Below are 15,151 nucleotides of genomic sequence, written 5' to 3'. Positions count from 1 at the left end.
CGACGGTAAAACTGAAATTCAAATTTAGTCCGTACGCCTTTTTCTGATCATGAATAAACTTTACGCAAACTTACTGTTGAACAAGCGATATTTTATCATTTTATGCTGCCTCATCGGCTCCCTGCTTTTTAGTGTTAACGCGAATGCTCAGTATTTCGGCCAGAATAAGGTGCGTTACAAAAACCTCAAGTTCAAAGTTTACCATACCCCGCACTTCGATATTTATTACTATTTAAAGAACGACAGCCTGATCAAACGGTTTGCGCAGGAAAGTGAATTGTGGTACACCATACATCAGCAGGTATTTCGGGACACTTTCAGAAAAGCCAACCCGATCATTCTTTATGCCGATCATCCCGATTTTCAGCAGACAACTGCAATTGATGGCGATATTGGCGTGGGTACCGGCGGTGTTACCGAAGGTTTAAAAAATCGCGTGGTTATGCCGATCATGGAAACCAACCAAACAACACGGCACGTTATCGGGCACGAATTGGTGCACGCCTTCCAATACCATGCTTTGCTCGGCCACGACTCATCGAATTATGAAAACCTGGCAAATTTGCCCCTGTGGATGATAGAAGGTATGGCCGAATATCTTTCGCTTGGCAAGAAGGACGCCTTTACGGCCATGTGGATGAGGGATGCCTACCTCAATAAAAATATACCCACTATCCGCGACCTGACCGAAACCAATAAATATTTTCCTTACCGCTATGGCGAGGCGTTCTGGTCGTTTATCGGCTCGACTTACGGTGATACGGTCATCGTTCCGTTCTTTAAGAACACGGCCCGTTTTGGGCTTGAATATGGGATACGGCGGACGTTCGGCTATGACGATAAAACGCTTTCGAACCTCTGGAAAAATTCCATCGAAACCACTTACAAGCCATTTTTAAAAGATACAACGCAGAAACCTGTCGGTAAACTCATCATCGACAATAAAAATTCGGGCGAACTTAATGTGGCCCCCGCTATAAGCCCGGACAGTAAGTATTTGGCATTTTTATCGGAAAAGGACCTGTTTACCATCGACCTTTATTTAGCTGACGCGCAAACAGGCCGCGTTATCCGGAGGCTCACAAGCAAGGTATCCAACACCCGCATCGACGAGTTTAATTTCATCGAGTCTGCCGGCGCCTGGTCACCGGATAGCAGGAAGTTTGCCTTTAGTATTTTCAGCCATGGGCGCAACCGGCTGCTGGTAGTAAGTGTGCCCGACGGCCGTGTACTGGATGACATTTCTATGGGGAAGGCCGAACAATTCAGTAACGTAACCTGGTCGCCCGATGGGTCTAATATCGTATTCCAGGGCCTGGCCGACGGGCAGGGCGATCTATATATGTATAATTTTGGTACCAAAAAGGTAACACAGCTTACCAACGATAAGTATTCGGATTATCAGCCATCCTATTCGCACGATGGGAAGAAAATAATATTTACCAGCGACCGCACCACTTACGACAAATCATTATCACAAACGATCACCTTTAACCTGGCAGAGCTCGATCTTGCAACCGGTAAAGTAACCGACATCATGGTATTTGACGGCGCCAACAACCTCGACCCACAATATTCAGCAGATGATAAGCAGGTTTATTTCCTGTCGAACAGGGATGGCTTCCGCAATATGTACCGGTATACTTTGGCTGACGGCAAAGTGGAACAAATGACCGACCTGTTTACCGGTATTTGTGGTATTACAGAATATTCGCCTGCGCTGAGCATATCCAACAGCGACGATATCGTTTACTCGTATTACAACAAGCAAAAATATTTCCTTTACAACGCAAAGGCTTCCGAGTTTACGCCGAAGGTGGTTAACGGCGAATCGACAAATTACGATGCCGCAATGCTTCCGCCAACACGTTCAGTTGGTGTCGATTTGATCAATTCCAACCTCAATAATTTCCTGGCTTACAAAAAAATTCCTGCCGATTCGATCAAATCAATGCCATACAAACCGCAATTCAAGTTGGATTATTTGGCAAGCAGTGGTGTAGGCGCCTCTGTCAGCCAGTTTGGCGCGGGTATTTCAAGTGGCGTGCAGGGCGTTTTCAGTGACATTTTGGGACGCAATCTGATCTATGCAGGGCTGGATGTAAACGGGCAGGTGTACGATTTTGGCGGGCAATTTATCTATATCAACCAGCAGGGGCGGTGGAACTGGGGTGGCGGTATATCGCATATCCCGTATCAGTTTGCCAACTATAGTATTATCTCGACCAATTACCAGGTTAACAGTACCACTTCGGTGCCTGCAATACAGGAACGTTATGACATCATCCGGATATTTTCCGACCAGGCAAATATTTTCACCTCCTACCCTTTCTCAAAACTGGCTCGTATCGAATTTGGGACCGGGCTGTCGCACTACTATTACCGTGTGGACAGATATAATAGCTTTTACCAGGTGGACAATGGCGGCAACATTACCGGTTACCTGGGCAGCGATCATCAGCATGTCCCCAATACCGAGTATAATGCCGACCCATCCAATGGTGCGCAACTGATACCATTCACCATATATAATGTAAGCACTGCGCTTATCGGCGATAATTCTTACTTTGGTGTGGCTTCGCCATTAAATGGTTTCCGTTACCGCGTACAGGCCGAATACGACTTTGGCACCTTCCATTTCTTCGCTCCTACTATCGACCTTCGGAAGTACATACGCGTCGCCCCCGTGACATTGGCGGGAAGGCTGTACGGTTATGGCCGCTTTGGAGGCCAGGATGGGTTATACCCTTTGTATCTTGGCTATCCGTTTTATATCCGCGGGTATGAGGCACAAACTTTTTACAACAGTAACAATAAAACGCCAACCAATAACTTTACTATCGATAACCTTTCCGGCGACCGGATAGCGCTGGCCAACTTCGAAGTTAGGTTGCCCTTTACAGGCCCCGAAAAGCTTTCAGCAATTAAATCGAAATTCTTCTTCAGCGAATTGAACTTTTTTGCGGATGCGGGCCTGGCCTGGAGCGCCGGCGACAAAATTGAGTTTAAAACCAACCCAACCCACTTGCGTGATGTGCCGGTACTTGACCGAAATGGCAACCCTGTTTTGGACAACACAACCGGTCAGCCGCTGACCAGCCCTGTTTATTCAAAGGTGCCTTCTTTAAGTTTTGGCGTTTCACTAAGGGTCAACCTGTTCGGTTACTTTATACTCGAACCTTACCTGGCATACCCGATAAATCGCACAGATATCAGCAAACCGGTATTCGGCTTAGGGTTTACACCTGGATGGTAAGCGTATGAAAAGTTTGTGGATCATTATAACGCTGCTTATTAATACTATTTTTGCGGTGGCCCAAAAGCCTGATTCAGCTGTTGCCAGGGCCGTAAAGACAAGGAATGTTGATGGCGTTGTAATGAGTTCTGCGAATGACCTGGTATCGAACATGATACTTTCACCCGAACTTTCAACGCTTTCAAATGCTATAAAGTCATCGGGGCTAACCGATACATTAAAATCGGGGACAATAACTTTCTTCGCTCCGGTTAATACTGCATTCGCAAAGCTTCAGGCAGGTATGCTTGATACACTACTGCTACCGGGCCATCAGGCGGAATTAATAAACCTGCTAAAAAATCATGCAGTATCCGGAAAGATATCCTCAAAGGATATTGAACGAGAAGTAAAAGCGGGTAATGGCAAAGCCAGTTTCACAACCTTATGTGGCGGAACAATAACCGCACGCATAAACGAAAACCGGAACATTGTGCTGACCGATGAGAACGGCAATCAAAGTATCGTAACCCGGCTTGATATTGAGCAAAGCAACGGCATGCTTTTTATAGTGAACGCCGTAATACTCCCGAAAGCTAAAGAATAAGACAAATCCATGGCAAACCATTGCCGCAACGCTTCCGTAATTTGTAGTATGAAAAGGATAGTATTATTGATTACTGTTTGCTGCACCATCATTACATTAGGTGCACAACATAGCAGCGCGCAATCAAAGAAAAGATCGGCGGCCGAATGGAAAAAAGTATTAACTCCGGATCAGTATGAAATACTGGTTGAAAAGGGAACGGAACCCGCTTATCACAACGCCTATTGGAACAATCACGAAAAAGGCGTTTATGTAAGCGCCGCTACAGGTGATGTTCTGTTCACTTCGGATGACAAGTATGACAGCCATACGGGCTGGCCAAGTTTTGTAAAATCCGTCGATCCATCTAAGATCGCTATCGTGCAGGACAACAGCTATGGCATGGTACGCGATGAAGTGATCGAGAAAAGCACCGGTTTGCACCTGGGCCATGTGTTTGACGACGGCCCGGCTAACCGGGGCGGTAAACGATATTGCATGAATTCAGGCGCATTAAAATTCATTAAAAAGTAACAAGCTTGCGCGCGGCACTGATAGATGGCCTTAACATTGGCCTGGTGCGGGCGCCGCTGTTCTCATAGTTCAATCCAATGGTCAGGTCAACCCAGTCAGGGTTTACAGACCTGATCATTTTCTCCTTCTGCGGGCGGGTAAATGTGCTCACAAATTTAAAACGCTCCATCGCCTGGTCTTCATTATTGATCTCCTCGAAATATACCAGCCTGTTTAGCTGTTGCGCGCTGTCGAAAAAAAGAGTAGGCATCTGGTGGTAAAATTGCAGGGTTTTTAGCAAGTCCGAGCACAATCCAACATGTAAATTATTCCGGTTTCTGTCAGTTATGATATAGATAAAACGTTTCATTTTTAAATAAAATTTGCTGGTTAAAAAACATTTACTAACTTTATGAGCATAAAATTACTAATAATTTTAGCAATTCCAAATTTTATGTCAATTATTTCATCAAATATTAAATTCCTGCGGAAACGAAAAGGCCTTACGCAACAGCAATTTGCTGACCAGATAGGCATTAAAAGATCATTGGTTGGCGCTTATGAAGAAGAGCGTGCCGAACCTAAATACGAATTGCTAAAAAACATAGCATCGTTTTTCGAGATCACCGTAGACGATTTTATTAATGAGACCATCAACGAGAAGTGGGCTCCAAAACCCAAAGGCGATCCTGCCAACTTGCGCATCCTTACCATTTCTGTCGACAAGGAGGACAACGAGAATATCGAAATGGTACCTTTAAAGGCCAGCGCAGGTTATTTGAATGGTTATGCTGATCCGGAATACGTATCGCAACTTCCCAAATTTTACCTGCCGATGTTTAAGAATGGCACCTTCCGCGCCTTCGAGATCAAAGGCGACTCGATGTTGCCCTTACCTTCCGGTTCTATTATTATAGGTGAATACCTGGAAAACTGGGGCGACCTGAAATCGGGCGATACCTATGTGGTGGTATCCAAAAGCGATGGTGTGGTGTACAAACGCGTAACCGGCAAATTTAAGGAGCAGAAAAAACTAAAATTAATATCGGATAACCCTGTTTATGAACCTTACGAAATAAGCGGTGAGGATATACTGGAGCTATGGAAAGCCAGGGGATATATTTCGACACAGTTACCGGAGCCGGCTCCTGAACCTACGATGGAAAGCCTGACAGCCATGATGGCGCAGATGCAGCGATCCATCTCCAAGTTGGGTCAAGGCAACAATTAAGTTACACGGATGCAATTAAACTAATAGGATTTAACTTTATCAAAAGATCAAAAACATCTAAAATTGAAAATGATGAAGAAATTTCTGTTAGTATGCTGTATCCTGCTTGGTATATCAGCAGTTAGCCGTGCACAAGGTGGCGGCGGAAGAATGAGCCCCGAGGACAGGGCAAAAAATTTGCAGACCCAGTTGAAGCTAAATGACGATCAGACAGCCAAAATAACAGCTATTTACAAGGCGCAGGCCGTAAAAAGGGATAGCATAAGGACGGCGGCTAATGGCGACAGGGATGCAATGAGGTCGGCGATGATGCCTTTGATGAAAGAGACAAATGACAAGGTTAAAGCTATTTTGACGCCAGAACAGCAAACTGCTTACCAAAAAATGATGGAAGAAATGCGCGCCCGTATGCAGGGTGGTGGTGGCGGTGGTAACTAAACCATCCGTAAAATTTGACATTAAAGAAAGCGGCTCTGCGCCGCTTTTTCTATTTTAGCAGAAATTTCATTACTTGAAGCCTGCTGAAAAATTCATTAAGGACAAACTTGACCAGCGAAGAACTGACGGTTCATACCGGATACTCAAGCCGGACAACAGCCTGGTGGATTTTTGTTCGAATGATTACCTGGGCTTCGCACGGTCGTCTGCTCTCAAAGCGCTGATTAATAGGGAACTGGAGGAGAATAATGACAAGTTTATCGGCTCAACAGGCTCAAGGCTGATCTCCGGAAATTCTTCCTATATCGAAGACATCGAACGACAAATAGCAAAATTCCATAACGCGGAGGCAGGATTGATCTATAATTCCGGTTACGACGCCAACCTGGGCTTGTTTTCTTCCCTGCCCCAAAAAGGTGATACCATTATTATGGATGAACTGGCTCATGCCTCCATCATTGACGGCGCAAGGCTGAGCTTCGCGAACCGCTATAGTTTTCGCCACAATGATCCTACCAGCCTTGAAGAGAAGTTAAAACATGCGAAAGGTAGCTGTTATGTGGTTGCCGAAAGTGTGTACTCGATGGATGGTGATACGCCGCCTTTAAAAGATATAGCAAACCTGATTGAAAAGTATAGTGCGCATTTGATTGTGGATGAGGCCCACGCCGTAGGCTTATACAAAAAGGGGCTGATCTGTGAACTTGGTTTGGAGGATAAAGTTTTTGCCAGAATTGTCACCTTCGGTAAGGCGTTGGGCTGCCATGGCGCAATTATATTGGGGGGTAATTTGCTGCGCGAATACCTTATCAATTTCTCACGGTCGTTCATATATACCACAGCGGCATCTTTCCACCAGTTCGCCGCGATAAAAATGGCATACCGTTTATTGGCCGGATCAACTGACGAGAGGGAAAGACTTAGAAATAATATTAGCTATTTCAGGGAATTGATGTTTGATAGCAAGTTAACATTAATTGATAGCGAAAGCGCAATACAATGCCTTATTGTGGGAAACAACGATAACACAAAAGCATTGGCAAATGCACTGCAAGCTTCGGCGCTTGATGTCCGGCCAATTCTAAGCCCAACGGTTCCGAAGGAATCAGAAAGGTTGCGCATTTGTCTTCATGCGTTTAATACCGCCGATGAAGTAACTTTACTGGCGAACACCATTAATAACTATACTTATGCCGGATAAAAACAGCTTTTTTGTAACAGGAATAGGGACCGAGATCGGTAAAACTGTTGTGTCTGCTGTATTGGTAGAAAAACTGAGGGCCGATTACTGGAAACCAGTTCAGTCGGGCGACCTGGATAATAGTGATTCGATCAAAGTAAAAAATCTTATTTCAAATACAGTTACAAAAATATTCCCTGAAGCATACCAGCTAACTCAACCATTTTCGCCGCATAAATCAGCCGACCTGGATGGAATTGTTATTGATCCTCATAAATTCATTTTGCCCGAAACCTGTAATGCGCTTATTGTCGAAGGCGCCGGAGGCTTGATGGTACCCTTGAATAACCAGTTCCTGATGATAGACCTGATCAAAGAACTTAACATCGAAGTTATTCTTGTTTCTAAAAACTACCTGGGCAGTATTAACCATACCCTGTTATCTATAAAAGCCTTAAAACAATACAATATCCCGATAAAGGGTATCATCTTTAATGGCCCGGAGGATAGTTACACCAAAGATTTTATTTTGCAATATACCGGCATCAATTTATTAGGCCATATCCCCGACTACCCGGTTTTAGACAAAAAAATGATAGTGAATGCCGGTGCTCATATCAGCCTATAATTATTTTGCGAAATAAAGAATTTGCCCCACCTTCGTGTATTCAGTTATTTAAACCATTTCATGAAGAATATTACAGTAATTGGCTCCGGCACAATGGGAAACGGCATAGCGCATACCTTTGCCCAATATGGATTTAAGGTATCATTAGTCGATATAAGCGAGGACGCATTAAAAAAAGCCTTACAAACCATTGCTAATAATCTCGACCGGCAAGTGAATAAAGGCACTATAGATGAAGCTGCAAAATCGGCCACGCTTGCCAACATTACTACTCATACCGATCTTGAAACCGGCGCCGCCAGTGCCGACCTGGTTGTTGAGGCCGCGACTGAGAATCGCGAGATCAAGCTGAAACTATTTAAAGACCTGAGCAGCATTTGCAAATCGGAAGCTATATTGGCATCCAATACTTCATCTATATCCATCACCCAAATCGCTGCGGTTACTAAAGACCCGTCGCGGGTTATAGGCATGCACTTTATGAACCCGGTACCGGTGATGAAACTGGTGGAAGTAATACGCGGCTACGCCACCAGCGATGAGGTTACCAACACAATTATGGAATTATCCCGCCAGTTAGGAAAGGCCCCGGTTGAGGTAAATGATTATCCCGGCTTTGTGGCTAACCGTATCCTGATGCCGATGATAAATGAAGCTGTTCATACTTTATTTGAAGGTGTGGCCGGCGTACACGAAATAGATACCGTGATGAAATTGGGAATGGCCCACCCCATGGGCCCACTGCAACTGGCCGACTTTATCGGCCTGGATGTTTGCCTGGCTGTTTTGCGGGTACTTTATGACGGTTTCGGCAATCAGAAGTATGCACCGTGCCCGCTGCTGGTAAATATGGTTACAGCCGGGCATTGGGGTGTAAAATCGGGCAGTGGTTTCTATAAATATACCCAGGGCAGTAAGGATATACTGGTTGCTGATAAGTTCAGGCATTAAGAAATATTAAACTTTTCAGGTTCTCATTTGTCAAAGTTCTAATACTTATAAAAACATAATACAAATGAAAACACTATCAAAACTGGGGGTGCTTGCGGCTTTAGGCGGCGCCCTTGCCCTGTCGTCATGTGCAGGGGAATATTACGTATCCGACCAACCGGCGGATGTTGTTTATGAAAGACCCGCCCCGCCTTATGCCGGGGCCGTATGGATAGAAGGCGATTGGGTGTATAGCGGCGGCCATTATGTGCACTCGCGGGGTCACTGGGCAAGGGCCCGTTCAGGGCGCACCTACGTAGCCGGTACTTGGGAACATACCAACCGTGGTTACAGGTGGCACCGCGGCCATTGGCATAGATAAATTATTGAATGTGCAGATTAAGAAAATGTGCGAATGTGCAGATGATTTGAATTTGAAATCTGCATATCCGCACATTTGCACGTTAAGACTACATTCTCTCCGGTACTTCTATCCCTAATAATCCCATTCCTTTTTTGATCACCTTGGCTGATGCCGCTGAAAGTTGCAAACGGAATTGTTTAGTCAATTGATCTTCAGCCTGCAATATTGATCGTTCGTGATAAAATTTGTTGAATGCTTTTGCTACTTCGTACACGTAATTAGCAATTGCAGCAGGGTTATGGCCCCTGGCGGCAGCCCCGATAATTTCTGGAAATTGATCCAGTATCAATATCAGCTCTCTTTCTTCCGTGAACAATGCATTGGCAGATTTTGCCGTACTCAGCTCTCCCGCCCTGCTCAACACAGAGCGTATCCTGGCATGGGTATATTGTATGAAAGGGCCTGTATGTCCCTGGAAATCAACAGACTCATTAGGATCGAACAAAAGGCGCTTTTTAGGGTCCACTTTCAGCAGGAAATATTTTAAGGCGCCTATACCGATGGTATGATAAAGTTCCGATTTTTCGGCTTCGCCGAAACCCTCCACTTTACCTAATGCCTCGGTTTGCTCTTTAGCGGTAGTTTCCATCTCATCAATCAGGTCATCTGCATCAACCACCGTCCCTTCGCGCGATTTCATTTTCCCCGAAGGCAGGTCGACCATACCATAGGACAAATGGTATAACCCTTTGGCCCAGCTTTTACCTAATTTTTCGAGAATGAGGAACAGGACTTTAAAATGATAATCTTGCTCATTACCAACAACATAGATGGATTCATCCATACCGAAATCATCGTATTTAAGCTGTGCGGTCCCCAGATCCTGTGTCATATAAACCGACGTGCCGTCCGAACGCAATAGCAGCTTTTGATCGAGCCCATCAGCGGTCAGGTCTATCCAGACCGAACCGTCTTCCTTTTTAAATAATACGCCTTTGGCTAACCCTTCGTCAACTATATCTTTCCCTAATAAATAGGTGTTGGATTCGTAATAGAATTTGTCGAACTCCACCCCAAGCCGTTTATAGGTTTCGCCAAAGCCGGCGTACACCCAGTTGTTCATGGTTTTCCAAAGACTGATGACTTCTGTATCCCCTGCCTCCCATTGTTGAAGCATTTGCTGGGCTTCCTTTATTATTGGGGCATTCTTTTTGGCATCTTCTTCGGTTTGCCCGGTAGTTTTTAGCTCGTCAATTTGTTTTTTGTATTCTTTGTCGAACAACACATAGTATTTACCCACCAGGTGGTCGCCCTTCAATCCGGACGATTCCGGCGTTTCGCCATTCCCATATTTTTGCCATGCCAGCATGGATTTGCAGATATGGATACCCCTGTCGTTAACCAGGTTGGCCTTGATCACCTCGTAACCGGCGGCTTCCAATATTTTTGCAACCGAATAACCCAGCAAATTATTACGCACATGGCCCAAATGCAATGGCTTATTGGTGTTGGGGGAAGAGTATTCCACCATTACCTTTTGGCCGTTAGGTTTGAAACTGGCAAAATCGTCGGTCAGTATTTCGGTATAAAATTTATTGAGCCAAAAAGAGTCCGCCAAAGAAATATTCAGAAACCCTTTGATAACGTTAAAGGCTGATATTTCAGAAACTTCGCTTTTGAGAAACTCCCCTATTTCCATCCCGGTTTGCTCGGGCGATTTACGCGACACTTTGGTAAATGGAAAAGTAACTAAGGTAACCTGCCCTTCAAACTCCTTCCGGGTTTCCTGCAGGTTTATTTCAGCAGGGTTTACATCAGTTTGGTAGAGTGTTTTTACAGCTTTAACAACGGCTTCGGTAATAAAATTCATCGCGCAAAATTAGTTAATTGAATCAAGAGTCAAGAAACAAGAGTTAAGTAAACAAAAAAAGTCGGTTTAAATCGTTTAAACCCATTTCAGGTTCATCTTGGCCCCTGATTCTTTGCTCTTGACACTAAATAAGGTAGCTTTGTAGCCGATTATTACCTTTATGACCAAAAGCAAAAACGAATTTAAGATCGATGTAACATCCGAAATTGGCGATCTGCGCTGCCTGCTGATCCATAGCCCCGACAGCGGCCTGGGAAAAGTTGTACCCTCTAAAGCCCAGGACTGGCTGTTTGAAGATATTGTACACCTGGATACCATGCGCCGCAACGAATATGATTATTATGTGAAGCTGCTGATGTATTTTCTCGACCCGGAAAAGATAAAAGGTAAGCTTTCTCAAATTAATTCGAAGGAAAGCGACCGCTCTTTTTTCAAACCTGACAATGCGGATTTTCACGCCTCAAATAAAGTAGTCGAGATACAGTCATTGCTTGCTGATATTTTAAAGGAAGATGATATCCGTAAAAAATTGGTTGCATCCGTGTGCGCTATCGAGGCCTGTACCTACCGTTTGCAGTTAAAACTGATCGATACCGATCCGGTTGAATTAGCCAAAATATTTATATCCGGCTCGTTAGGAAACGACGAAATGATCTTTGCCCCCATCCCTAACCTGATCTTTTCGCGAGACATCGGCATCGCCATTAATAACTTTATGCTGCTGAATAAACCTGCTAAAAAGGCTCGTTCACGGGAGACTTTGCTGGCCCGGTATATTTTCTTTAATCATCCGCTGTTTGCAAACTATCGTAATAATATATTGGAGATACCAGAGACCGTGCACCATTTCCTGCGCCCTGGCGAGGAGCAGGATGAAAAAACAACGCTGGAAGGAGGCGACGTAATGATGGTTAGCCCAAATCATGTGATCATCGGCTGCAGTGAGCGTACCTCGTTCAGCGGGGCAAATGAGGCGATGAAGTTGTTGTTTGAAAATGACGTAGTGAAGAAAGTGACCATCGTCAAGATACCGCATAAGCGCGATTACATGCATATCGATACCATTTTCACCCAGGTAAAACGGAATGTGTGGGTAATGCTGGGCTCGCTTTCCGCGCTGGAGGGCGAAGAACCGGAAGCCGATGTAGTGAAATGGTTTGCCGAAAAGAAATCAAAGGATAAAACCGAGATAGCCCAATTTGAAAAAGGCAAAACCAAACCCAGGGTATTTAAAACGCTTGAGGCGTTGTTAAGCGACATCAGCGAAAACGACCTGCAAAGTGGCAAAAAAACAAAGTTCATCTATTCGGGTAATGATAAGTTCCCGTTCGATGCGCGCGAGCAATGGACTGATTCCTGCAACCTGCTGGCGTTAAAAGAAGGCGTGGTTTTAGGATACGACCGCAATGACAAAACCGTAGAGGCTTTTAAAAAGAAAGGCTTTGAAGCGATAAAGGTTACCGACCTGTTGCAAAAATTTGAGAACGGCGAGCTTGAGCCAAAAGATATGAAGGATACCCTGATACTGATGCCTTCGGCAGAATTGTCACGCGCACGCGGCGGTTTTCATTGTATGAGCATGCCGCTTTTGAGAGACAAAGTATTATAGGCATTGGACATTGGGTCATTGAAATATACCTGATGAATTAAAAGTGCCGAATGATCAATGCCAAATAGCCAATGACCTGATGACAAATGACCAATGACTAACAAACAAACCATTTCCACCATATTAATGATCCGCCCGGTGAATTTCGGCTTTAACGAGCAAACTGCCGGTAGTAATGCTTTTCAGAGCCGTAACGCCGAGCAGCAACAGGTACAGGATAAAGCATTAAAGGAATTTGATGCTTTTGTTAGTATTCTTTGCGAGAATGGCGTGAATGTTACCGTAGTTGACGATACGCACGAACCCCATACACCGGATTCTATCTTTCCCAATAATTGGGTTTCTTTCCATAGCGACGGCAATGTGTTCCTGTACCCCATGATGGCCGAAAACCGCCGGCTGGAGCGCCGGGAAGATATTATTATGCGGCTGGAAGATAAATTTACAGTAAAGCATGTGCTAGACCTGAGCCGCTTTGAGCATGAACATAAATTTTTAGAAGGCACCGGCAGCATGGTGCTCGACCGTGAGCATAAGATCGCCTATGCCTGCCTGTCGCCGCGTACCGATAAGGAAGTACTGGACCTGTTTTGTAAGGAAAGCGGCTACAAACCAGTCCTCTTTCACGCTGTTGATGAGAATGGCATGGACATTTACCATACCAACGTGCTGATGTGTGTTGGCAGCAGCTATGCGGTGATTTGCATGGATAGCATTAAAGATGCAACTGAAAAAGCTACTGTTTTAGATTCATTCAGATCAACCCAAAAACAGGTTATTACTATCACTTTTGACCAGATGAACCACTTTGCAGGCAACATGCTGGAGGTGGAAAACAAAGCTGGAGAAAGCTTGATAGTGATGTCAAAAAGCGCCTGGGACTCATTGAACTATGAGCAGCGGGCCATCCTAAGTTCCTTCAGTAAACCTGTTTATGCCGACATCAGCACTATCGAAAGCAATGGCGGCGGCAGCGCAAGATGCATGATGGCTGAGGTGCATTTACCCAAAATCTTATAGTAATTAATTCATTGTTCATAGTGAATATTCTATAGCCGCTATATCTCCACAAACAAATTACATTACAGAGATAAAAATTGTATCATTGGCCTCACTTATTTTCCATTAAAAAATTACATTTTTGCCACAAATTTTAACGAATGCAGAGTTACCAGGAATTTCTTGATCTGAGTGTTGGTTTTCCACAGGACGGGTTCGAGATCATTGACGATGAATTGTACTTCAACGACCTCAATTTGATGGAAATGATAGAAACCTACGGTACGCCGCTGCGTTTCACTTATTTGCCTATGGTGTCGAAAAAGATACAGCAGGCAAAATTGCTTTTTCAGCAGGCTATAGTAAAGAACAATTATCGCGGCAGCTACAAATATTGTTATTGCACCAAAAGTTCTCATTTTAAGCATATTGTTGAGGAAGCCTTAAAAAACGACATTCACCTGGAAACGTCCTCGGCTTTCGATATGCCAATGATCGACGCACTGGAAAAGAAGGGCGTGTTGAAAAAAGACATGACCGTTATATGCAACGGTTTTAAAACTTTTCAATACAAAACCTACATTATCGACATGTTGCACGATGGTTTCAAAAACATCATCCCGGTACTGGATAATAAAGAAGAGTTTAATATTTATGATGACGAGGTTGAAATGGACACGCCTTGCAACCTGGGCATACGCATAGCGGCGGAAGAGCAGCCAAATTCACAGTTCTACACCTCGCGTTTGGGAGTCCGTCTTGAGGATATCATCGATTTTTATCACAATAAGATAGAGGACAACCCCAACTTTAAGGTTAAGCTGCTCCATTTCTTTATAAATTCGGGTATCTCCGATACCCCCTACTATTGGAACGAGTTAGAGAAATACGTTACGCTTTATTGCAAATTCAAAAAGATCAACCCCGATCTGGATACGCTTGATATCGGCGGCGGTATGCCTTTCAAGGATTCGCTTGTATTTGATTTCGATTATGAATACATGATCAACGAGATCGTTAGCCGGATCAAAGAAATATGCGCGGAAAATGACACCGAAGAACCCGATATCATAACCGAATTTGGTAAATATACCGTAGCAGAGGCATCCGGCATATTATACAAAGTGCTGGGTCGCAAGCAGCAAAACGACCGCGAACGCTGGCTGATGCTGGATGGTTCGTTCATTACAAACCTACCCGATGTGTGGGCGCTGAACCAAAAATATATCTTATTACCGGTAAACAACTGGGATTCGGAATATGAGCGCGTTAACCTTGGCGGTATTACCTGCGACGGGCAGGATTATTATAACCAGGAAGCGCATATGAACAGCGTATTTATGCCCAAAACACGGAAGGTGCAATACTTGGGTTTTTTCAACACAGGGGCTTACCAGGAAGTACTAAGCGGCTATGGCGGCATACACCACTGCCTGTTGCCATCACCCAAGCACGTACTGATCCGCCGGAACCGGGATGAGACTTTTAATTTTGAAGTATTTGGCGAGGAACAGAACAGCAAACAGGTGCTAAAAATACTGGGCTACTAATGCCCTAAAAAAATAAAC

Annotated in this window: 14 protein-coding genes; 12 read left to right on the top strand and 2 right to left on the bottom strand. The window is 44.5% G+C overall.

Annotated elements, in window-relative coordinates:
• The first annotated feature begins 49 nt into the window (after positions 1–49).
• Genes VL525_RS20385 through msrB form a run of 3 tightly spaced genes read left to right on the top strand, consistent with a single transcriptional unit; the run spans position 50 to position 4,355 of the window.
• Entirely contained in the window at positions 50–3,256 is a 3,207-nt protein-coding gene (locus VL525_RS20385) for a tolB protein precursor (protein ID WP_325389139.1), read from the top strand.
• Between the two features lie 4 nt (positions 3,257–3,260).
• Entirely contained in the window at positions 3,261–3,842 is a 582-nt protein-coding gene (locus VL525_RS20380) for a fasciclin domain-containing protein (RefSeq protein WP_325389137.1), read from the top strand.
• Between the two features lie 48 nt (positions 3,843–3,890).
• Positions 3,891–4,355 (top strand): peptide-methionine (R)-S-oxide reductase MsrB, encoded by a 465-nt coding sequence (msrB, locus tag VL525_RS20375; protein ID WP_325389135.1) that lies wholly within the window; start codon positions 3,891–3,893, stop codon positions 4,353–4,355.
• Here msrB and VL525_RS20370 read toward each other — a convergent pair.
• Positions 4,345–4,704 carry a GIY-YIG nuclease family protein gene (locus VL525_RS20370; RefSeq protein ID WP_325389133.1) on the bottom strand — a complete coding sequence of 120 codons (360 nt, stop codon included), beginning with the start codon at positions 4,702–4,704 and terminating at the stop codon, positions 4,345–4,347. The two genes, msrB and VL525_RS20370, sit on opposite strands and share 11 nt — an antisense overlap.
• Positions 4,705–4,788: 84 nt before the next feature.
• On the opposite strand from VL525_RS20370, the gene VL525_RS20365 reads away from it, so the two are divergent.
• From VL525_RS20365 to VL525_RS20340, 6 genes are all read left to right on the top strand, one after another.
• Complete coding sequence (locus VL525_RS20365; protein WP_325389131.1) at positions 4,789–5,565, top strand: XRE family transcriptional regulator; 777 nt, start codon at positions 4,789–4,791, stop codon at positions 5,563–5,565.
• A 69-nt stretch (positions 5,566–5,634) separates the two neighbouring features.
• Positions 5,635–6,003 (top strand): hypothetical protein, encoded by a 369-nt coding sequence (locus tag VL525_RS20360; RefSeq protein WP_325389129.1) that lies wholly within the window; start codon positions 5,635–5,637, stop codon positions 6,001–6,003.
• Between the two features lie 73 nt (positions 6,004–6,076).
• The gene (locus VL525_RS20355) at positions 6,077–7,204 is read left to right on the top strand and encodes an 8-amino-7-oxononanoate synthase (RefSeq protein WP_325389127.1); all 1,128 of its coding nucleotides are present in this window, start codon (positions 6,077–6,079) and stop codon (positions 7,202–7,204) included.
• Positions 7,194–7,811 (top strand): dethiobiotin synthase, encoded by a 618-nt coding sequence (gene bioD, locus VL525_RS20350; protein WP_325389125.1) that lies wholly within the window; start codon positions 7,194–7,196, stop codon positions 7,809–7,811. Before VL525_RS20355 ends, bioD begins: the two co-directional genes overlap by 11 nt.
• A gap of 60 nt (positions 7,812–7,871) precedes the next feature.
• Entirely contained in the window at positions 7,872–8,762 is an 891-nt protein-coding gene (locus VL525_RS20345; protein WP_325389123.1) for a 3-hydroxybutyryl-CoA dehydrogenase, read from the top strand.
• 64 nt (positions 8,763–8,826) lie between these two features.
• On the top strand, positions 8,827–9,123 hold the full coding sequence (locus VL525_RS20340) for a hypothetical protein (protein ID WP_325389121.1): 297 nt from the start codon (positions 8,827–8,829) through the stop codon (positions 9,121–9,123).
• 88 nt (positions 9,124–9,211) lie between these two features.
• Here the strand turns inward: VL525_RS20340 and argS are convergent, their stop codons facing one another.
• Positions 9,212–10,975: an arginine--tRNA ligase gene (argS, locus tag VL525_RS20335; protein ID WP_325389119.1), complete on the bottom strand. Its 1,764-nt coding sequence runs from the start codon at positions 10,973–10,975 to the stop codon at positions 9,212–9,214.
• 160 nt (positions 10,976–11,135) lie between these two features.
• On the opposite strand from argS, the gene VL525_RS20330 reads away from it, so the two are divergent.
• The 3 genes from VL525_RS20330 (at position 11,136) to VL525_RS20320 (ending at position 15,133) form a co-directional block, all read left to right on the top strand.
• A complete protein-coding gene (locus tag VL525_RS20330; RefSeq protein WP_325389117.1) occupies positions 11,136–12,584 on the top strand; it encodes an arginine deiminase family protein in 1,449 nt (482 codons plus the stop codon).
• A 93-nt stretch (positions 12,585–12,677) separates the two neighbouring features.
• The gene (ctlX, locus tag VL525_RS20325; RefSeq protein ID WP_325389115.1) at positions 12,678–13,604 is read left to right on the top strand and encodes a citrulline utilization hydrolase CtlX; all 927 of its coding nucleotides are present in this window, start codon (positions 12,678–12,680) and stop codon (positions 13,602–13,604) included.
• Positions 13,605–13,744: 140 nt separating this feature from the next.
• The gene (locus VL525_RS20320) at positions 13,745–15,133 is read left to right on the top strand and encodes an arginine decarboxylase (protein ID WP_325389113.1); all 1,389 of its coding nucleotides are present in this window, start codon (positions 13,745–13,747) and stop codon (positions 15,131–15,133) included.
• Positions 15,134–15,151: the final 18 nt, after the last annotated feature.

The sequence above is a fragment of the Mucilaginibacter sp. genome (assembly GCF_035492695.1).
Taxonomy (GTDB): Bacteria; Bacteroidota; Bacteroidia; order Sphingobacteriales; family Sphingobacteriaceae; genus Mucilaginibacter.
Note: the sequence above shows the minus strand (reverse complement) of the source record. Positions and strands in the feature narration are given on the sequence as shown.

Coding starts and splice junctions, on each gene's coding strand:
- msrB (WP_325389135.1), top strand. CDS start 3,891: ATGAAAAGGATAGTATTATTGATTACTGTTTGCTGCACCATCATTACA.
- VL525_RS20365 (WP_325389131.1), top strand. CDS start 4,789: ATGTCAATTATTTCATCAAATATTAAATTCCTGCGGAAACGAAAAGGC.
- VL525_RS20370 (WP_325389133.1), bottom strand. CDS start 4,704: ATGAAACGTTTTATCTATATCATAACTGACAGAAACCGGAATAATTTA.
- VL525_RS20345 (WP_325389123.1), top strand. CDS start 7,872: ATGAAGAATATTACAGTAATTGGCTCCGGCACAATGGGAAACGGCATA.
- VL525_RS20320 (WP_325389113.1), top strand. CDS start 13,745: ATGCAGAGTTACCAGGAATTTCTTGATCTGAGTGTTGGTTTTCCACAG.
- VL525_RS20380 (WP_325389137.1), top strand. CDS start 3,261: ATGAAAAGTTTGTGGATCATTATAACGCTGCTTATTAATACTATTTTT.
- VL525_RS20360 (WP_325389129.1), top strand. CDS start 5,635: ATGATGAAGAAATTTCTGTTAGTATGCTGTATCCTGCTTGGTATATCA.
- bioD (WP_325389125.1), top strand. CDS start 7,194: ATGCCGGATAAAAACAGCTTTTTTGTAACAGGAATAGGGACCGAGATC.
- VL525_RS20340 (WP_325389121.1), top strand. CDS start 8,827: ATGAAAACACTATCAAAACTGGGGGTGCTTGCGGCTTTAGGCGGCGCC.
- argS (WP_325389119.1), bottom strand. CDS start 10,975: ATGAATTTTATTACCGAAGCCGTTGTTAAAGCTGTAAAAACACTCTAC.
- VL525_RS20385 (WP_325389139.1), top strand. CDS start 50: ATGAATAAACTTTACGCAAACTTACTGTTGAACAAGCGATATTTTATC.
- ctlX (WP_325389115.1), top strand. CDS start 12,678: ATGACTAACAAACAAACCATTTCCACCATATTAATGATCCGCCCGGTG.
- VL525_RS20330 (WP_325389117.1), top strand. CDS start 11,136: ATGACCAAAAGCAAAAACGAATTTAAGATCGATGTAACATCCGAAATT.